The organism is Serratia sp. SM04 (assembly GCF_040280225.1).
Lineage (GTDB): Bacteria > Pseudomonadota > Gammaproteobacteria > Enterobacterales > Enterobacteriaceae > Serratia > Serratia sarumanii.
Genome location: NZ_JBEOQT010000003.1, coordinates 189,887 through 207,592, shown reverse-complemented (window position 1 = coordinate 207,592; position 17,706 = coordinate 189,887). Strand labels below are relative to the sequence as shown.

The window sequence follows — 17,706 nt, the reverse complement described above, 5'->3', positions numbered from 1 at the left end:
AAGAAAAGGTCCGGCATGCCGGACCTTTTTTGCGCGCGTGGCGCTTCAGATAGGGCAGCCGCCCATTTTTTCTTCTTCGCTCAGGGTGTCCAGATGCAGGATGTTCAGCATGCTGTTGGCGATCTCCCGTTCGCCCATCACCACCTGGTTGGCGCCGCGATCGGTGATGTAGGCCACCTCGTCGTCGTAGTGGGCGCGGGCGATGATCTCGATATTCGGCCGCTTGGCGCGCGCCGAGGCGACGATCTCGCCGGCCTCATAGCCGTTGGGGATGGTCAGCAGCAGCCAGCGCGCGCAGTCGAGCCGCGCCAGATCCATCACTTCCGGATTGGCGGCATTGCCCAGCACCGTCTTGATGCCCTGTTCGCGCAGCGCTTCCACCCGCGGGCGGGAGTTCTCGATCACCACCAGCGGGATGCCCGCTTCGGCCAGTTTGCCGCCCAGCAGGCTGCCGACGCGGCCATAGCCGACCACCAGCGCGTGATTGCACATATCCACCGGGATTTGCTTCTCTTCTTCCACCGCCTCTTCGAGGATTTGGTCTTCGATGGTTTCGGTCTTGGCCAGATAGCGTTCCAGCAGGGTGAACAACAGCGGATTGAGCATGATGGACAGAATGGCGCCGGCCAGTACCAGATTGCGGCCGTGTTCCGACATCATGCCGAGCGCAATGCCGAGGCCCGCCAGAATAAAGGCGAACTCGCCGATTTGCGCCAGGCTGGCGGAAATGGTCAGCGCGGTGCGCTTGGAGTGACCGAACATTTTCACCAGCAGGAACGCGGCGGCGGATTTGCCGAACACGATGATCGCCAGCGTCGCCAGCACCGCCAGCGGTTCGTTAATCACGATCATCGGATCGAACAGCATGCCGACCGAGACGAAGAACAGCACTGCGAATGCGTCGCGCAGCGGCAGGGTGTCGTGCGCCGCGCGGTGGCTCAGTTCGGACTCGTTCAGCACCATGCCGGCGAAGAAAGCGCCCAGCGCGAAGGAGACGTCGAACAGCTTCACCGCGCCGTAGGCGATGCCGAGCGCCAGCGCCAATACCGCCAGGGTGAACAGCTCGCGCGAGCCGGTGCTGGCGGTTTTTGACAGGATCCACGGCACCAGGCGGCGGCCGACCACGATCATCAGTGCGATAAAGGCGATGACCTTACCGATGGTCAGCGCCAGCTCCATCAGCAGCTGGCTGCTGCTGGCGTTGTCGTTGCCCAGCATGTTGCCGAAGGCCGGCAGCAATACCAGCGTCAGCACCATCGCCAAATCTTCGACGATCAGCCAGCCGATGGCGATTTGCCCGCGCTGGCTGTCGATCAGCTGCCGCTCCTCCAGCGCGCGCAGCAGCACCACGGTGCTGGCGGTGGAGAGGCAGAGGCCGAATACCAGGCCGGAGATCAGATCCCAGCCGAGCAGCTTGGACAGCCCCATGCCGAGCAGGGTGGCGACGGCTATTTGCGCTACGGCGCCGGGAATGGCGATAGATTTTACTGCGAGGAGGTCTTTCAAAGAGAAGTGCAGGCCAACACCGAACATCAACAGGATAACGCCGATTTCCGCCAGTTCCGGCGCCAATGAGGTATCGGCGACGAAACCGGGGGTGAACGGGCCGGCGAGCACGCCTGCGGCCAGATACCCCACCAGAGGGGAGATGCGCAGGCGGTTCGCCAGCATGCCGAGGAGGAAGGCGAGTACTAACCCTCCGACGATGGTGGTAATGAGCGGTGTTGAATTATGCATCCATACTCCTTCTGGCTATGCATCGCGGCACGGGAGAAACGCAACAAAGTTACGAAAAGATACATTTAGTTTATTGCATTTGTGCGCGGCTTGCTTGGCTAATTTGGCCTTTTTTGTAAAAAGGCAGAGGATTTCACTTAAGGCGCGGCAATGAGGGGGTTTTGTGCCAGATAGGGAAAATAACATTGATTTATCCGTAAGATAACCCGGACGAATAAGTAATTTCATCCGGGCTAGTCGCGGGGTTATTGCGGTTTATGCTCCATATTGGGCAGCAGTGCGGTGATAATACCGATCAGCGGCAGGAAAGCACAGATTTGGTAGACCAGTTCGATACTGGTCAAATCCGCGACATAACCAAGAACTGCCGCGCCTAATCCGCCCATACCGAAAGCAAAACCGAAGAATAAGCCGGAAACCATGCCCACCTTGCCGGGGATCAGCTCCTGGGCGTAGACCAAAATGGCGGAGAACGCCGAGGCGAGAATAACCCCGATAATCACCGTTAAAATGCCGGTCCAATAGAGCGATGCATAAGGTAAAATAAGGGTAAACGGCGCAGCTCCGAGAATAGAGCCCCAAATAACGTATTTTCGCCCTATCTTGTCGCCGAGAGGCCCGCCGATAATGGTGCCTGCCGCCACCGCGAACAGGAAGGCGAACAGGTGAATTTGCGCATTCTGCACCGAAACGCCGAATTTATGTATCAGATAAAAGGTGTAATAGCTGCTGATGCTGGCCAGATAGAAGTATTTAGAGAAAATCAGCACCAGCAGGATGCCCAGCGAGTAGACTACGGTACGTTTTGGCAGCGGTTTCAGCGTTGATGGGCTTTTCGGCTGCCCTTTAGTTGCCCGGTGCTGATGTTGATACCACTTGCTGACCTGCAGCAACACCACGATCGCCAGCAGCGCCGCCAGCGTGAACCAGGCGACGTTACCCTTGCCGTAAGGCGCGATGATCAGCGCCGCCAGCAGCGGGCCGAGCGAGCTGCCGAAGTTGCCGCCGACCTGGAACAGCGACTGCGCCAGGCCGTGCCGGCCGCCGGAGGCCATGCGCGCCACGCGCGAGGATTCCGGGTGGAACACCGATGAGCCGGTGCCCACCAGCGCCGCCGCCAGCAGCACCAGCGGGAAGGTGCTCGCCACCGACAGCAGCAGCAGGCCGGACAGGGTAAAGCCCATGCCGATCGGCAGCGAATAAGGCTGCGGGTGTTTATCGGTGTAATAACCAATCAGCGGCTGCAGCAGCGAGGCCGTCAGCTGATAGGTCAGGGTGATCATGCCGATCTGCACGAAGCTGAGGTGAAAATCGGCTTGCAGGATCGGGTAAATCGCCAGAATCAGCGATTGGATCATATCGTTGAGCAGGTGAGACACGCTGATGGCGCCGAGGATGGAGAAGGCGGTGCCTTTCACCGCACTGCCCTTGGCGGGCGGCATCGCGCTTTGGCTACTGTCGGTCATATTATTATTAGCCTGATAAGTTGTTGAGCACAGAGAAGACATCTTAGGCAGGGTGCGCAATTTTTACCATATCTGAAATAATCAGACTCACATCGCAAAAATTTGAAATCAGCTGTCATTGATTCGCGCTACAATTTCGCCCTCATCATAAAAGCCATTTAATACACGGAGATCCGCCATGCGTTTTTCGCTGAAAACCACCGCATGTGCGTTGGCCGTTTCCCTGACGTTGCTGTCGGGGGCCGCCAGTGCCTGGGAAAAGGATAAGACCTACGCCATCACCATTCTGCATACCAACGACCATCACGGTCACTTCTGGCAGAACGATCATGGCGAATACGGCCTGGGCGCGCAGAAAACGTTGGTGGACGGCATTCGTCAGGAAGTGGCGGCGCAGGGCGGCAGCCTGCTGTTGCTGTCCGGCGGCGATATCAACACCGGCGTGCCGGAATCGGATTTGCAGGACGCCGAGCCGGACTTCCGCGGCATGAACCTGGTGGGTTACGACGCGATGGCGATCGGCAACCACGAATTCGACAACCCGCTGAGCGTGCTGCGGCAGCAGGAAAAATGGGCGACCTTCCCGCTGCTGTCCGCCAATATCTATCAGAAAAGCACCGGCCAGCGCCTGTTCAAGCCTTACGTCTTGTTCGACAAGCAGGGCATCAAGATTGCCGTGATCGGCCTGACGACCGACGACACCGCCAAGATAGGCAACCCGGAGTACTTCACCGACATGGAGTTCCGCGTGCCGGCGCAGGAGGCGAAGCAGGTGGTGGAGCAACTGCGTAAGGACGAGAAGCCGGACGTGATTATCGCCGCCACCCATATGGGGCACTACGACAACGGCGAACACGGCTCGAACGCGCCGGGCGACGTGGAAATGGCGCGCAGCCTGCCAGCCGGGTATCTCGACATGATTGTCGGCGGCCACTCGCAGGATCCGGTGTGCATGGCCGGCGACAACCGCAAACAGGCAGATTACGTGCCGGGCACGCCGTGCTCGCCGGATCGCCAGAACGGCACCTGGATCGTGCAGGCGCACGAGTGGGGCAAATACGTGGGCCGCGCCGACTTCGAATTCCGCAACGGCGAGCTGAAGCTGGTGCATTATCAGCTGATCCCGGTAAACCTGAAGAAGAAGGTGGAGAAGGCGGACGGCACCAGCGAGCGGGTGTACTACACCCAGCAGATCGCGGAAGACCCGGCCATGATGAAACTGCTGACGCCGTTCCAGGAGAAGGGCAAGGCGCAGTTGGGCGTGAAGATCGGCAGCGTTAACGGCAAGCTGGAGGGCGATCGCAGCAAGGTGCGCTTCGTGCAGACCAACCTGGCGCGGGTGATGCTGGCGGCGCAGAGGGAGCGCGCCGATGCCGACTTCGCGGTGATGAGCGGCGGCGGGGTGCGCGATTCGATTGAAAGCGGCGATATCACCTATAAGAACGTGCTCAAGGTACAGCCGTTCGGCAACACCCTGGTGCATGTCGATATGAAAGGCAGCGAGGTTGAGCAGTACCTGGCGGTGGTGGCCAACATGAAGCCGGATTCCGGCGCCTACGCCCAGTTCGCCAACGTCAGCCTGGTGGCGGACGGCAAGGGCGTCAGCGAGGTGAAGATCAACGGCCAGCCGCTGCAGGCGGATAAAACCTACCGCATGGCGACGCTGAACTTCAACGCGCTGGGCGGCGACGGCTATCCGAAGCTGGACGGGCTGCCGAGCTACGTCAACACCGGCTTTATCGACGCCGAGGTGTTGAAGCAGTACATCGAGAAACATTCACCGCTGGATGCGGCGGCCTACGAGCCGAAGGGCGAGATCGTCTATCGATAAGGGCGTAGCGGAACGGCGTTTCTCGCTTGTCGCGGGGGCGCCGTTCCCGCCGTCGCTTTTTTCCTCCCCATCAACGCTTTCTGTCAGCGTTGCCGTTTTAGACGGCCTCTTACTTTCTTCTCTCCATATACGCCCTCGGCGGGCAGCCCACCATATTCTTGAAAAAAGTGGCGAAGGCGCTGTCGCTGGAAAACGCCAGCCGACCGGCGACGTTGGATTGGCTCAGCCCTGCGGCCAGCATCTCTATTGCTTTGATCAGGCGCCATTGCTGACGCCACTGTTGATAACTGAGGCCGGTTTCACGGCGGAAAATCCGGCTGATGGTTTTCTCGGAAGCGCCGCTGTAGCGCGATAGCTCGTGCAGCGGCGGAAGCATGTCCAGATTGGCCAGATGGCGCAGGCGCCGGTCGCTGGGCAGCGGCAGCAACGTCAGTTCGCGCGGCGCGGCGGCGATCTCGTCCAGGCAGACCGCCAGAATATTGGCGTGAGGCCCATGCTGCCAGTCGGTGTCGAATGCGGCGAACGCGATGCGTTCCAACACCTCGCGCAGCAGCGGCGAGGCTGTCAGTACGGCAAGCTGCGCAGGCAGACAGGCATAGCGATCGGCGTCGAGATAAAGCGAACGGTAACCGACTACGCCGTTGACCTGAACGCGGTGAGCCACTTGCGGCGGGATCCAGGCAACTCTGCCCGGCGGCAGCATACAGATGCTTTGGTTGAGCGTGATACGCATGCTGCCTTGCTGACAGAACAGCAACTGGCCTCTGTCATGCCAATGCGTGCCAGAGTCGTGCTGCGCCAGTTCGGCGGCGATCCCGAGCACGCCGTTGTCGAGCGTATCCGGATTAAAACTGTCCTGCGCCTGAAGCCACGCCATAGTATGTCCGATTTTGTAAATTTATTGTCTTTTATATTGTAATCGGCGCCGGGAGCAGATGCTACCTTGTGCAGCTTATTCTTGGCTACAGGATCTGTTATGCAACGTAAGCTGACTCTGACATTGGCGACGTCGATGATGATGTTTCCCCAGGTGGTGGAGACCATCTACAGCCCGGCATTGACGCACATTGCGCATGGTTTCCGGGTAAGTGCGGAAATGGCGGCGCAAACGCTCTCTTGCTACTTTTTCGCCTTTGCGCTGGGCGTGGTGGTTTGGGGGCGGATGTGCGACGTCATCGGACGCCGTCCCACCATTTTGGCCGGGCTGACGCTCTATCTGCTGGCTTCTATCGTCGCACTGTTCAGCGGCAGCTTCAGCGTGCTGCTGGCGGCGCGGGTGCTGGCCGCCTTTGGCGCGGCGGTCGGTTCGGTCGGGACGCAAACGGCGATTCGCGATCGCTTCGACGGTTATGAGTTGGCGCGGGTGTTCTCGGTGATGGGGATCGCCATGGCGATCAGCCCGGCGGTTGGCGTATTGAGCGGCGCAGTGCTGACTCACTATTGGGGCTATCAGGGGGTGTTTGGCGGTTTGGCGCTGTTGGCGGCGCTGTTGCTGGGCTATGCCGGTTGGCAATTGCCGGAGACGCGTCCGCAACAGGTGGTGAGGCATTCATTTTTCGGCACGCTGGGGCGGATGATCAAGGACGGGGATATTTGGCTCAGTGCGCTGCTGGTGGCGTTGTTCAATATTTGCATGTTCAGCTATTACCAGCTGGCGCCATTCCACTTCGCGGCGTTGGAACTGCCGGCGCAGTGGTTCGGTTATACCGGTTTGGTGTTGGCGGCCGGGGTCGGTATCGGCGCGGCGATCAACAAGTTTTTGATCGGCAAACACTGGCTGTTCCCCGCGTTGCTGATGCTGGCCTGCGTTTTATCACTGGCCGGCGGCCTGCTGGTACTGCTGCTGGAAGGGAGCTTGTGGTTCGTTCTGCCGATGATGCTGGTGGTGATGGCGTACGGCATCGCCATTCCCAATATTCTGGCGCGCGCGCTGCGGCATTATAAAGACTGCATGGGCACCGCCGGCGCGATCCTTGGCCTGATGTATTACCTGATGCTAGGCGGTGGCTTGGTGCTGGCCGGGCTGTCGCAGCACCTGGGCGCCGTGCTGTCGCTCTGCAGCCTGTGCGTGCTGCTGTTGGCGTGGCGGGTGGTGCACAACGAGCGCCGTTTGGCGTTGCCTGAGCGTATCTGAATGATAAACGGGCCGGACATTCTCGCCACCGCCGCCTTCCAATGATAGCCTGAGCGGCAATTTGGTTTTGATAACGCAAGCAGGAAGATGACATGTTGAAAACCGCAGGCTGGCTGCTGCCCGCCATCCTGGCGCTGGCGGGGTGTTCGTCATCCGGCCAACGTCATGAGCAAACGCTTAGCCAGGCGCTGACGGCCCTCGGCCAAGACAAGGCGCTGATTGGAGCGTCGAACGGCGTGATGGTGCGCGACGCCGAGAGCGGCACCGTGCTGTATCAGGCGCACGCGCAGCAGCGTTTGGCGCCGGCTTCCAACATGAAGATGTTCACGTCTCTGGCGGCGTTCGGCGTGCTGGGGGCGGATTACCGGTTTGAAACCCGGCTGCTGACCACCGGCGAGCAGCGCGGTGACACTTTGCGGGGGGATCTCTATCTGCAGGGCAGCGGCGATCCGACGCTGCACCCGGACGATCTCGACACCTTTGCCGCCACGCTGGCGCAGCGCGGCATTCGCCATATCCATGGGCGGCTGATCCTGGACGCCAGCGCGTTCGATCAAACGCCATTCGGCGCCGGCTGGAGCTGGGACGATGAACCCTTCGCCTTCGCCGCGCCGATCTCGGCGCTGAACTACGCCTTTACCCCCGGCGGCGATATCAACGTGGTGCGGGTGGACGTGCAGCCGGGCGCCCGCGCCGGTGCGCCAGGGCGGGTGAGTTTCTATCCCGCCAATGACGCGGTGACGCTGGTCAACCGCACCACCACCGGCGGCGACACCGCACTGACGTTCGATCGCCAGCCGGGCAGCAACCGAATCGTGGTCAGCGGCACCGTCGCCGCGCAGGCGGAGGCCAGCTCACGCTTGATTACCGTCGATCAGCCCGCCCGCGTGGTTGGCGCCTTATTGCAAAATGCCCTGCGCGCGCACGGCATCACGCTGCGCGGCAACGCTGAAGAAGGCGTGACCCCTGCGGGCGCCCGGCTGCTGGCGGAAAAAACCTCGCCGCCGCTCTCCCGATTGGCCGTCACCTTCCTGAAAGTGTCCAACAATGGTTACGGCGAGGTATTGACCAAAGCGATGGGCCGCAAGACGCAGGGCAAGGGGGACTGGGCCGCCGGCCTGCAGGCGATCGGCCGGTTTGTGCAAAGCCAGGGCATCGAGGCCGGCGCGTACCGCCAGGTGGACGGTTCCGGGCTGTCGCGCATGAACCAGATCACGCCGCAGCAGCTGACGACGCTGCTGCTGGCGGCCAGAAAACAGCCGTGGTTCGCCGACTGGTATAACGCCTTGCCCATCGCGGGCCAGCCGGGGCTGCTGGTGGGCGGCACGCTGCGGAGCCGCATGGTGAAAAGCGCGGCTGCCGGCCGCGTCCACGCCAAGAGCGGTTCCATGACCGGGGTCTCGTCGCTCAGCGGCTATGTCGACTCGGCGGCCGGGCGGCCGCTGGCGTTCGCCATCATCAGCAACAACTACCTGGTGCCCGGCGCAGAGGTGAAAGCGCTGGAGGATCGCCTGGTCGAGACGCTGGCGGCCTGTGACGCCACGGTGGTGTGCCGCTGAGAAGGCGGCGTCAGTCGCGCTTGGCGATGTCGGCGAAGCTGCCGGCCAGCAGGCGGCACAGATCGGCGGCGGCCAGCTCGATGTCCAGCCCGCGTTTGCCGCCGGAAACGTAGATGGTGGCGAACGCTTGCGCCGGGCTGTCGATCACCGTCGGCAGCCGTTTTTTCTGCCCCAGCGGGCTGATGCCGCCCACCAGATACCCGGTGACGCGCTGGGCCAGCTGCGGATCGGCCATCTCGGCCTTTTTGGCGCCGAGCGCGCGGGCAACCTTTTTCAGATCCAACTGGGTGGCGACCGGCGTGACCGCCACCGCCAGATGTTTGGCGTCGCCGTTCAGCGCCACCAGCAGCGTTTTGTAAACCCGATCGGCATCCAGCCCCAGCTTTCTCACCGCTTCGTCGCCGAAGTTGGTTTCGTCGCTGTCGTGGTGATACGGATGAAGGGTGAAGGCGACCTTTTGTTTCTCGAGCAGAACGACTGCGGGCGTCATAATGTATTGTCCAAAATGTCCCTAACGGGGAAGGGGTGATAACCAGCCTTAAAAATACAAAAATCCAACCCGCCCGGCAACCTGAGCGGCTGTTACATAAAGCGGGTTGCCAAGATATTCACCGGGTTGCTACCCTGTTTGTTGTAACCGTTAACACGGTTGCTATGCGTATAACTACAATACAAGAAATTCCTCTTTGACTGGCCAATAGCGATATTGGCCTCTTTTTTAGCCCTGTGGCTGCAGCATCGCCGGCAGGTTATCCTCGCCGTACAGGTGCAATGCGCCAACCGCCACCACATAGTCACCCGCCGGCAGCGCCTCCAACTGATGCCGCCAGTCGCGATTGCGCTGATGCATCAGCACATCGTACAGCCCGGCGCTGAAGGTGGCGGGCAGGGTGTCCAGCGTGCCGCGCGGTTTGGCGTCCAGCCACCAGCTCACCATGGTTTGCAGCAGCCGCGCGTTGGTGTGCCAGTGCTCCAGCGTATCGCGCAGCAGCGCGATGCCGCCTTCCGGCAGCTGTTCCAGCATCGCCAACTGCTGCTGTGCCCCTTCCAGCTCGATCACCGGTTTGTCATGCGCGCGGGCGGCCTGCAGCAGCTGATAGTCCACGCCGTACTCCGCCCGTAGCCCCAGACGCTGAGCCTGGCGCGCCTGCATCATCAGCGCCACCTGCCAGCCGGGCAGGGTGGCGAAGGCGTGCGGATCGGCGCCCAGCTCGTGGCAAAGCGTCAGCAGCCGTTGATATTCTTCGGCGGACAGGCGCTGTTCCAGCGCCGGCTGCTGTTCTGCGTGGTCAAAAGGGGAGGCGGCGCCGGTGATATCGGCCTCGACGATCAGCGCGTCGGCCTGCTGCAGCCGGGCGGCCAGCCGCGCCGGCAGCGGCGACATATCGACGGTGCCCATATGGATGCTGCCCACCAGATGCAGCCGACGATCGCCCGGCAGAGTGATGTCCAGCGCCGGATAAGCGTATCGTTTGGGCGAGATCAGGCCGAGAAAGGCGGCGAGGCGGCGTAACAGTTGACCCATACGGCGTGGCTCCTGAATAACGGGTGCGCGTTTCAGCATGAAAGGCGAGGGAAAATCGTCATTCATGCTAAACGCTATCCGCCGCGCAGGAAAGCCCGGAAAACGGCGGGGCGCCATGACGGCGCCCCTGAGATCACTTCCTGGGTTTAAAACGCAGCAGCCGGTTGGCGTTGCTGACCACGGTAATCGACGACAGCGCCATCGCCGCGCCCGCCACCACCGGGCTGAGCAGCGCGCCGGTCAGCGGGTAGAGCACGCCGGCGGCGATCGGGATGCCCAGCGTATTGTAGATAAAGGCGCCGAACAGGTTCTGCTTCATGTTGCGCAGCGTGGCCTTCGACAGTTCCACCGCATCCGCCACGCCGTGCAGGCTGTGGCGCATCAGGGTGATGGCGGCGGTCTCGATGGCGATGTCGCTGCCGCCGCCCATCGCGATGCCCACGTCGGCCTGCGCCAGCGCCGGGGCGTCGTTGATGCCGTCGCCGACCATCGCCACGCGTTGGCCCTGCGCCTGCAGCTGCTTGATCGCCGCCGCTTTGCCGTCCGGCAGCACCCCGGCAATCACCCGATCGATACCGGCCTCTTTGGCGATGGCGTTGGCGGTCACCGGATTGTCGCCGGTCAGCATCACCAGCTGATACCCCTGCTGGTGCAGGCGCTGCAGCGCCGCGACGCTGTCCTCGCGCAGCGGATCGCGAATCGCGAACAGCGCGGCCGGTTTACCGTCAACGGCCAGCAGCACCGGCGTCACGCCGCGTTCGGCCTGGTCGCGCATCGGCGCTTCCAGTTCGGCGGTCGCGACCTGATGCTGCTCCAGCAGCGCGGCGTTGCCCAGCAGCACCGGCACGCCGTCGATCTCCCCGCTGACGCCGGCGCCGCGCAGGGTGCGGAACTGCGCCACCTGCGGCAGCGTTTGCCCGGCGGCGCGTTCCATGATGGCGCGCGCCAGCGGGTGATTGGAGCCTTGCTCCAGCGCGGCGGCCCAGCCGATCGCCTGCCGTTCGCTGACCTGATTGAAGGTCAGGATCTCCACCACCTGCGGCTTTCCTTCGGTCAGGGTGCCGGTTTTGTCGAACACCAGGGTGTCCAGCTGGCTGGCCTGCTGCAGGGCGTCGGCGTCGCGTACCAGCACGCCAAACTCCGCCGCGCGGCCCACGCCGGAGATGATCGACATCGGCGTCGCCAATCCCAATGCGCACGGGCAGGCGATGATCAGCACCGTGGTGGCGATCACCAGCGTGTAGACCAGCTGCGGCTGCGGGCCGAAGAAGTACCATATCGCCGCGCTGAACAGGGCGATCGCCACCACCGCCGGCACGAACACCGCCGAAACGCGGTCGGCCAGTTGGCCGATCGCCGGTTTACTGCTCTGTGCCTGGCGCACCAGTTTGATGATGCGCGCCAGCGTAGTTTGGCTGCCGATGGCGGCGGCGCGGAACAGCACGCTGCCGTCGTCGACCACCGTCCCGGCATGCACCGTATCGCCGAGGCCTTTCTGCTGCGGCACCGCTTCGCCGGTCAGCATCGCTTCATCGAGCCAGACTTCGCCCTGCACGATTTCACCGTCGACCGGCACGCGATCGCCGGTGGTCAGCCGCAGCGTCATGCCGAGCTGCACCTCCGCCAGCGGGATATCGCGCTCGCCGTCGTCGGTCACCAGCCGTGCGGTAGGCGGCGTCAGATCCAGCAGCCGCTCCAGCGCCTGCGAAGAACGCTGGCGAGCACGCTGTTCCAGCGCATGGCCGAGGTTGATCAAACCGATGATCATCGCGCTGGCCTCGTAATAGAGGTGGCGCGCCTCCATCGGGAAGAAATCGGGCCAGATGTTGACGGCGATCGAATAGAGCCAGGCGGCGCCGGTGCCGAGCGCCACCAGGGTATCCATGGTGGCGCTGCCGTTCATCAGCGCGCGCCAGGCGTTGCGGTAGAAGTGCCCGCCGGCGAACACCATCACCGCCAGGGTGATGACGCCGACCAGCAGCCAGGGGCGCTGGGTTTCCGGCGTCAGCGTCATGCTGCCGCCGAACAGCCCCCAGGCCATCAGCGGGATACCCAACGCCAGACCCAGCGCCGCCTGCCAGCTAAAGCGCTTCATGTTGGCGCGTGCGGTCTGCTGTTGGCGCTCGCGGCGTTCGGTCTCGTCCTGAATCATTTCGGCGCCGTAGCCGGCTTTTTCCACCGCCGCCACCAGCGCCTGCGCATCGGTGGCGCCGGTCACCAGCGCGCTGCGCTCCGCCAGGTTGACGCGCGCGTGCTCAACGCCGGGAACGCTTTGCAGCGCCTGCTGCACTTTATTGACGCAGCTGGCGCAGGTCATGCCGCTGAGCAGCAGCTGTACGCTGTCGTCCGCGCCGTCGGTTGCCGGAAGGGGAGATTGCGCCGCTGGCTGAACGTCCGGCAACGAAGGTGTTGCGTCAGTCAACGGCTCAGTTTTTGGGGCGGCGGCGCTCGCCACGCTGGCGTGATAACCGGCATCTTCCACCGCGGCGATCAGCGCCTGCGGATCGGCATCGCCGTACACTTTCGCGCTGTCGATAGCGACGTCGGCGGCGAACACGCCCGGCACCGCTTCCAGCGCTTTGCGGGTGGTGCCGACGCAGTGCATGCAGCTCAGGCCACTCAGCTGCAGTTCGGTATCGGCGTGCGGCGCGACTTCGGCCTGATAACCGGCGGCGATCACGCTGTCGATCAGCGCGCTGTCCGGTGCGTCGCCGGTCACTTTGGCGTAATGCACGTTAACGTCCGCCTGTTCGACATCGCTGCGGCTTTCCAGGGCTTTTTTCACCCGCTGCGCGCAGTTCATGCAGGACAGCCCCTGCAATGCCAGCATAGTGGTGTGTGACATGATTGAACTCCTTGCTTAAACGGCGGTGTTTAAAGGTTGACCGCCGGACCTGTTTTCACTAAGAATGGAGCTTAAACCTTCCAGAAAGGGTAAGGTCAAGGAGGGAAAATGAATATTAGCGACGTCGCGAAAAAAACCGGGTTAACCAGCAAAACGATTCGTTTTTACGAAGAGAAAGCGCTGATTACCGCCCCGATCCGCAGCGATAACGGTTACCGCCATTATTCCGCCAGGCACGTTGAAGAGCTGACGCTGCTGCGCCAGGCGCGGCAGGTGGGCTTCAACCTGGACGAGTGCCGCGAGCTGGTGGCGTTGTTCAACGATCCGGCCCGCCACAGCGCCGACGTGAAGGCGCGCACGCTGCAGAAGGTGGCGGAGATCGACAGGCACATCAGCGAACTGGGCGAAATGCGCCAGCGCCTGGTGACGCTGGCCGACCAATGCCCGGGCGACGAGGGGGCAGAGTGCCCCATCATCAACAACCTGGCGGGATGCTGTCGTTCTAATTAACGGCCGATGGCGCGGATCACCAGCGTGACCCCTTCCACCGCCACCACTTCCACTTCGGTGCCGGCGGGCAGATCTTCCGCCGCCTGCGCGCGCCAGCTGCTGTCGCCGATATTGATGCGCCCCATGCCGTTGTGCATCGGCTCCGTCAGCGTAGCGCGAGTGCCGATCAGCTGGCGGTTGCGCTGGTTGAGCACCGGCGAACCGCCGGATGCGGCCGCCGGGCGCCGGCGCAGCCAGTACCACCACAGATAGGCGACGACGACGGTCAGGACGGCGAAGATCATGCCCTGCCACGCCCAGGAAAGCGGCGGCAGCAGCCAGATCAGCACGCCGACCAACAGCGCCGCCACGCCGCTCCACAGCAGGTAGCCGCCGGCGCCGAGCATTTCCGCCGCCAGCAACACGCCCCCGAGGGAGAGCCAAAACCACAGCGGATTCGCCGCGATCAGTTCAAGCATGATTATTTGCCTTTGCTTTCTTTCAGCAGTTCGGTAATGCCGCCGATCGAGCCGAGCAGGCTGCTGGCGTCCAGCGGCATCATCACCACTTTGCTGTTGTTGGAGGAACCGATCTTCTGCAGCGCGTCGGTGTATTTCTGCGCCACGAAGTAGTTCACCGCCTGAATGTTACCGCTGGCGATGGCGTCGGACACCAGCTGGGTAGCGCGCGCCTCGGCCTCGGCGGCGCGTTCACGCGCTTCCGCCTGCAGGAATGCCGACTGGCGTTCGCCCTCGGCCTTCAGGATCTGCGACTGTTTCTCCCCTTCGGCGCGCAGAATGGCCGCCTGACGCACCCCTTCCGCCTCGAGGATGTCGGCGCGCTTGGTCCGTTCGGCCTTCATCTGGGCGTTCATCGAGGCGATCAGTTCCGCCGGTGGCCGCACGTCGCGGATCTCGATACGGGTGATTTTCACCCCCCACGGATTGGTCGCTTCATCGACGATGTGCAGCAGGCGGCTGTTGATGCTGTCGCGCTGCGACAGCATTTCGTCCAGCTCCATCGAGCCGAGCACGGTGCGGAAGTTGGTCATGGTCAGGTTGACGATCGCCTGTTCGAGGTTGCTGACCTCGTAGGCGGCACGGGCCGGATCGACCACCTGGATAAAGCACACCGCGTCGATGGCGACGTTGGCGTTATCGCGGGAAATCACCTCCTGTGAGGGAATGTCCAGCACCTGTTCCATCATGTTGATTTTACGGCCGATGCGGTCCATGAACGGCACCACCAGGTTCAGGCCCGGCATCAGCGTTTTGGTGTAGCGGCCGAAGCGTTCTACCGTCCATTGGAACCCCTGCGGCACAATTTTGACGCCGGCGAACACCACAATCAGCGCGACGACGATCACGATGGGGATAAAAGTAAGCATGCAAACCTCCTGTCAGACATATGTAAACAGATATTACGTCAGCGCCGGAAAAATGCCTACCGATACCGAGACTTAATCCAGAGCGCCGATCAAACCCGCGATCAGCGGATCCCGCGTCTGGAACAGGTTGATAAGGGTGCGCACCGCTTCGCCGCCGCGAGCATCGGACCAGGCCAGCGACAGGGGAGAAGACTGGCGCGGGTATTTGAGCTGTTTGGCCACCAACTCGCCGCTCTCCAGATAAGTTTGGCACAGCCGGCGCGGAAGGAAACCGATCCCGAGACCGCGCAGATGGCACTCCAGCTTGGTGCGCAGATCCGGCACCTTGATTTCCTGCTGGCCCGACAGCAGCCAGGCGGTGCGCTTGGCCAAATGGCGTGCGGTATCTTCGACGTTGATCGCGGCGTAAGGGCGCAGCTGCGTTTCGTTCAGCGGATCGGCGGCGGCGGCCAGCGGGTGCGTCGGCGCGATGGCGAACACCCACTCTATTTTGCCCAGCGGCAGCACCTTGATGCTGTTTTCCAGCGATTCATTGCCCGCCGCGCCGATCGCCAGATGGCAATCCTCATTCAGCAACGCGTCCCACACGCCCATGTACACCTGGCGGGAAATGTGGAATTGGGTGAACGGGTATTTGTCGTGCAGGTGAGTTAACAGCCCGGCTACGGCGGCGGCGTCGTACAGCAGGTTGTTGATCACGATATTCACCTGATGCTCTACGCCGTCATTGATTTGCCGCAGCTCGCCCGGCATGGCGTCCAGCCAGGTGTGCCACTGGCGGCAGCGTTCCAGCAAATACTCTCCGGCCGGCGTCAGGTTGACGGTGCGGGTGGTGCGGATAAACAGCTGCGTGCCGATGCTCTCTTCCAGCGTTTTGATGCGGTAGCTGATGGTGGCGGTGGTTTTGTGCAGCAGCTCCGCCGCGCGGGAGAAACTTTGGCACTCGGCAACCTTGATAAACGAACGAATGGTTTCGTGATCCAGCATGAGGGGTCCTTGGCTGACACCGCCTTTTCGGTTATCGGTGAGAAGAATCTACTGATGTTGCGGCGCGATAGGCAGCGGCAAAGCGCAACCCCACGATCCCGGTCACAGAATCACCCGATAGCGATGAATATGCGCCGCCCCATTTTGCCCGATGATGAATTAGGCGGTTTTTTAATTCATTGATTTAAGGCAACTAATATTGCTCTTCGATCATAAAGTGTGCTGGCGATCTTGTTGTGGAAAAATTTTCCAAAAAAATGCTGTCAAATTCACCACGCGCTGTCTAGAGTGAAGGCGTTGGGTGAAATATCGCCGTTCAATCGTCGTCTGGGTCATGCGCTTGGGAGAATCACATGGATTTAGTCATCGAAGAATTAACGCCGGCGGCCTTTGCGCCTTACGGCGATGTATTGCAGATAGAGGGCTCGCGTTTCTTTCATATCAATGACGGGAAAACCGAGCGTTATCACGATCTCGCCAGGATAGAGGTGTCCGACGGCAACCGGGTGCTGGCCAGCATCAACCGGGCGGAACCCTGCGATCTGCCGATGACCTTTTCCCTGTTGGAAAAGCATCCGCTCTCGTCGCAGGCCTTTGTGCCGATGAACGGCGAACGCTTCGTGGTGATCGTCGCCGAACCGGGCGAAACCATCCCCGTCGGCACCCTGCGCGCCTTTATCACCAACGGCAAACAGGGGATCAACTATCATCGCAATGTCTGGCACCACCCGCTGTTCGCCTATGCGAAGGTCACCGACTTTTTCACTATCGATCGCGCGGGCGCCGACAACTGCGTGGTCAGCCGCTTGCCGGAGCCGTATCGCATAGTTTTGGCATAGCGCTGGCCGCACGCCGCGCTGGGCGTTTATCATAGCGTCACCCATGCCGTCACTGACAAAGGAAGCTTGAATGACCGAATTACGCAGGAAAGGACGCCCCGCCACCGAAGCCGGCGCCACCAAAGGAGCGCAGGCGTTGGATCGCGGGCTGGAGATCCTCCAGTACCTGGCCAACGCCGGGGGGAGTTCGTCGGTTTCCGTGCTGTCCGAAAAGCTGGAGCTGCCGCTTTCCACCACCTTCAGGTTGTTGAAAGTGCTGGAGAAATCGGAATTCGTCTTTCAGGATCCACAGCTGGGCTGGTGGCATATCGGCATTCAGTCGTTCACCGTCGGTTCCGCTTACATGAACGATCGCGACGTGGTATCGGTGGCCGGGCCGTTCATGCGCCGGCTGATGCTGCTGTCCGGCGAGACCGCCAACCTGGCGATCCGCAACAATTTCGACGCGGTGCTGATTCGCCAATGCGAGTGCCAGGCGATGGTGCGCATGTGCGCACCGCTGGGCAGCCGTTTGCCGCTGCACGCCTCGGGCGCTGGCAAGGCGCTGCTGTACCCGCTGGCGGAAGAGGAGATGCTGGATCTGATCGTGCGTTCGGGGCTGCAATCCTATACGCCGAAGACGCTGACCAGCGTGAACCTGCTGCGCAAGGATCTGCATCAGTCGCTGGAACAGGGCTACACCATCGACGATGAAGAGCACGCGCTCGGCCTGAACTGCCTGGCTTCGGCGATTTTCGATCGCAACAACAACGTGATCGCCGCCATCTCCATCTCCGGGCCCAGTTCGCGGGTCGGCAAGGAGCGGTTCAAGGAGCTGGGCGAACTGGTGGGTGAAGTGGCCAGAGACATCAGCGCCGCGCTGGGCGAATCGCGCAGCAAGGCGTAAACGTCGCGCGCCGGGCTGAAC

The 17,706-nt window shown here is 62.0% G+C and carries 15 protein-coding genes; 6 read left to right on the top strand and 9 right to left on the bottom strand.

The window, feature by feature from the left end:
* Positions 1-45 precede the first annotated feature (45 nt).
* Together ybaL and ABTW55_RS06620 are read right to left on the bottom strand one after the other, a co-directional pair.
* Positions 46-1,737 carry a YbaL family putative K(+) efflux transporter gene (gene ybaL, locus ABTW55_RS06625; RefSeq protein WP_060420347.1) on the bottom strand — a complete coding sequence of 564 codons (1,692 nt, stop codon included), beginning with the start codon at positions 1,735-1,737 and terminating at the stop codon, positions 46-48.
* A gap of 245 nt (positions 1,738-1,982) precedes the next feature.
* Positions 1,983-3,203 carry an MFS transporter gene (locus tag ABTW55_RS06620; protein ID WP_033647264.1) on the bottom strand — a complete coding sequence of 407 codons (1,221 nt, stop codon included), beginning with the start codon at positions 3,201-3,203 and terminating at the stop codon, positions 1,983-1,985.
* Between the two features lie 178 nt (positions 3,204-3,381).
* Between ABTW55_RS06620 and ushA the strand changes: the two genes are divergently transcribed.
* The gene (gene ushA / locus ABTW55_RS06615) at positions 3,382-5,034 is read left to right on the top strand and encodes a bifunctional UDP-sugar hydrolase/5'-nucleotidase UshA (protein WP_060420344.1); all 1,653 of its coding nucleotides are present in this window, start codon (positions 3,382-3,384) and stop codon (positions 5,032-5,034) included.
* Positions 5,035-5,143: 109 nt separating this feature from the next.
* Here the strand turns inward: ushA and ABTW55_RS06610 are convergent, their stop codons facing one another.
* Complete coding sequence (locus ABTW55_RS06610) at positions 5,144-5,911, bottom strand: helix-turn-helix domain-containing protein (RefSeq protein ID WP_033653237.1); 768 nt, start codon at positions 5,909-5,911, stop codon at positions 5,144-5,146.
* Between the two features lie 99 nt (positions 5,912-6,010).
* Between ABTW55_RS06610 and ABTW55_RS06605 the strand changes: the two genes are divergently transcribed.
* Together ABTW55_RS06605 and dacB are read left to right on the top strand one after the other, a co-directional pair.
* Positions 6,011-7,168: an MFS transporter gene (locus ABTW55_RS06605; protein ID WP_033653236.1), complete on the top strand. Its 1,158-nt coding sequence runs from the start codon at positions 6,011-6,013 to the stop codon at positions 7,166-7,168.
* A 92-nt stretch (positions 7,169-7,260) separates the two neighbouring features.
* Positions 7,261-8,727, top strand: coding sequence for a D-alanyl-D-alanine carboxypeptidase/D-alanyl-D-alanine-endopeptidase (gene dacB, locus ABTW55_RS06600; protein WP_060420342.1), 1,467 nt, complete (start codon positions 7,261-7,263; stop codon positions 8,725-8,727).
* A gap of 10 nt (positions 8,728-8,737) precedes the next feature.
* Here dacB and ybaK read toward each other — a convergent pair whose 3' ends face one another.
* The 3 genes from ybaK to copA all read right to left on the bottom strand — a co-directional run bounded on the left by ybaK (position 8,738) and on the right by copA (position 13,097).
* Positions 8,738-9,217: a Cys-tRNA(Pro)/Cys-tRNA(Cys) deacylase YbaK gene (gene ybaK / locus ABTW55_RS06595; protein WP_004940240.1), complete on the bottom strand. Its 480-nt coding sequence runs from the start codon at positions 9,215-9,217 to the stop codon at positions 8,738-8,740.
* Between the two features lie 228 nt (positions 9,218-9,445).
* Positions 9,446-10,252: a TraB/GumN family protein gene (locus tag ABTW55_RS06590; protein WP_043146751.1), complete on the bottom strand. Its 807-nt coding sequence runs from the start codon at positions 10,250-10,252 to the stop codon at positions 9,446-9,448.
* A 133-nt stretch (positions 10,253-10,385) separates the two neighbouring features.
* Positions 10,386-13,097 (bottom strand): copper-exporting P-type ATPase CopA, encoded by a 2,712-nt coding sequence (gene copA / locus ABTW55_RS06585; RefSeq protein WP_033653233.1) that lies wholly within the window; start codon positions 13,095-13,097, stop codon positions 10,386-10,388.
* A gap of 108 nt (positions 13,098-13,205) precedes the next feature.
* Between copA and cueR the strand changes: the two genes are divergently transcribed.
* Positions 13,206-13,607 (top strand): Cu(I)-responsive transcriptional regulator, encoded by a 402-nt coding sequence (gene cueR, locus ABTW55_RS06580; RefSeq protein ID WP_033637368.1) that lies wholly within the window; start codon positions 13,206-13,208, stop codon positions 13,605-13,607.
* On the opposite strand, the gene ABTW55_RS06575 is transcribed toward cueR, so the two are convergent.
* The 3 genes from ABTW55_RS06575 to allS all read right to left on the bottom strand — a co-directional run bounded on the left by ABTW55_RS06575 (position 13,604) and on the right by allS (position 15,960).
* Entirely contained in the window at positions 13,604-14,065 is a 462-nt protein-coding gene (locus ABTW55_RS06575) for an NfeD family protein (RefSeq protein ID WP_033637369.1), read from the bottom strand. The genes cueR and ABTW55_RS06575 overlap by 4 nt on opposite strands.
* Before the next feature lie 2 nt (positions 14,066-14,067).
* Positions 14,068-14,973: an SPFH domain-containing protein gene (locus ABTW55_RS06570; protein WP_004940203.1), complete on the bottom strand. Its 906-nt coding sequence runs from the start codon at positions 14,971-14,973 to the stop codon at positions 14,068-14,070.
* 72 nt (positions 14,974-15,045) lie between these two features.
* Positions 15,046-15,960 (bottom strand): HTH-type transcriptional activator AllS, encoded by a 915-nt coding sequence (allS, locus tag ABTW55_RS06565; protein ID WP_033653232.1) that lies wholly within the window; start codon positions 15,958-15,960, stop codon positions 15,046-15,048.
* A gap of 353 nt (positions 15,961-16,313) precedes the next feature.
* Here allS and ABTW55_RS06560 point away from each other — a divergent pair, with 353 nt between their 5' ends.
* On the top strand, positions 16,314-16,799 hold the full coding sequence (locus ABTW55_RS06560) for an ureidoglycolate lyase (RefSeq protein WP_033653231.1): 486 nt from the start codon (positions 16,314-16,316) through the stop codon (positions 16,797-16,799).
* Positions 16,800-16,869: 70 nt separating this feature from the next.
* Positions 16,870-17,685 (top strand): HTH-type transcriptional repressor AllR, encoded by an 816-nt coding sequence (allR, locus tag ABTW55_RS06555; RefSeq protein ID WP_015376892.1) that lies wholly within the window; start codon positions 16,870-16,872, stop codon positions 17,683-17,685.
* The last annotated feature ends 21 nt before the right edge of the window (positions 17,686-17,706 follow it).

What these genes read in the sequence shown, in the direction of transcription:
- ybaL (WP_060420347.1), bottom strand. Translation starts at nt 1,737, where the DNA reads ATGCATAATTCAACACCGCTCATTACCACCATCGTCGGAGGGTTAGTA.
- ABTW55_RS06620 (WP_033647264.1), bottom strand. Translation starts at nt 3,203, where the DNA reads ATGACCGACAGTAGCCAAAGCGCGATGCCGCCCGCCAAGGGCAGTGCG.
- ushA (WP_060420344.1), top strand. Translation starts at nt 3,382, where the DNA reads ATGCGTTTTTCGCTGAAAACCACCGCATGTGCGTTGGCCGTTTCCCTG.
- ABTW55_RS06610 (WP_033653237.1), bottom strand. Translation starts at nt 5,911, where the DNA reads ATGGCGTGGCTTCAGGCGCAGGACAGTTTTAATCCGGATACGCTCGAC.
- ABTW55_RS06605 (WP_033653236.1), top strand. Translation starts at nt 6,011, where the DNA reads ATGCAACGTAAGCTGACTCTGACATTGGCGACGTCGATGATGATGTTT.
- dacB (WP_060420342.1), top strand. Translation starts at nt 7,261, where the DNA reads ATGTTGAAAACCGCAGGCTGGCTGCTGCCCGCCATCCTGGCGCTGGCG.
- ybaK (WP_004940240.1), bottom strand. Translation starts at nt 9,217, where the DNA reads ATGACGCCCGCAGTCGTTCTGCTCGAGAAACAAAAGGTCGCCTTCACC.
- ABTW55_RS06590 (WP_043146751.1), bottom strand. Translation starts at nt 10,252, where the DNA reads ATGGGTCAACTGTTACGCCGCCTCGCCGCCTTTCTCGGCCTGATCTCG.
- copA (WP_033653233.1), bottom strand. Translation starts at nt 13,097, where the DNA reads ATGTCACACACCACTATGCTGGCATTGCAGGGGCTGTCCTGCATGAAC.
- cueR (WP_033637368.1), top strand. Translation starts at nt 13,206, where the DNA reads ATGAATATTAGCGACGTCGCGAAAAAAACCGGGTTAACCAGCAAAACG.
- ABTW55_RS06575 (WP_033637369.1), bottom strand. Translation starts at nt 14,065, where the DNA reads ATGCTTGAACTGATCGCGGCGAATCCGCTGTGGTTTTGGCTCTCCCTC.
- ABTW55_RS06570 (WP_004940203.1), bottom strand. Translation starts at nt 14,973, where the DNA reads ATGCTTACTTTTATCCCCATCGTGATCGTCGTCGCGCTGATTGTGGTG.
- allS (WP_033653232.1), bottom strand. Translation starts at nt 15,960, where the DNA reads ATGCTGGATCACGAAACCATTCGTTCGTTTATCAAGGTTGCCGAGTGC.
- ABTW55_RS06560 (WP_033653231.1), top strand. Translation starts at nt 16,314, where the DNA reads ATGGATTTAGTCATCGAAGAATTAACGCCGGCGGCCTTTGCGCCTTAC.
- allR (WP_015376892.1), top strand. Translation starts at nt 16,870, where the DNA reads ATGACCGAATTACGCAGGAAAGGACGCCCCGCCACCGAAGCCGGCGCC.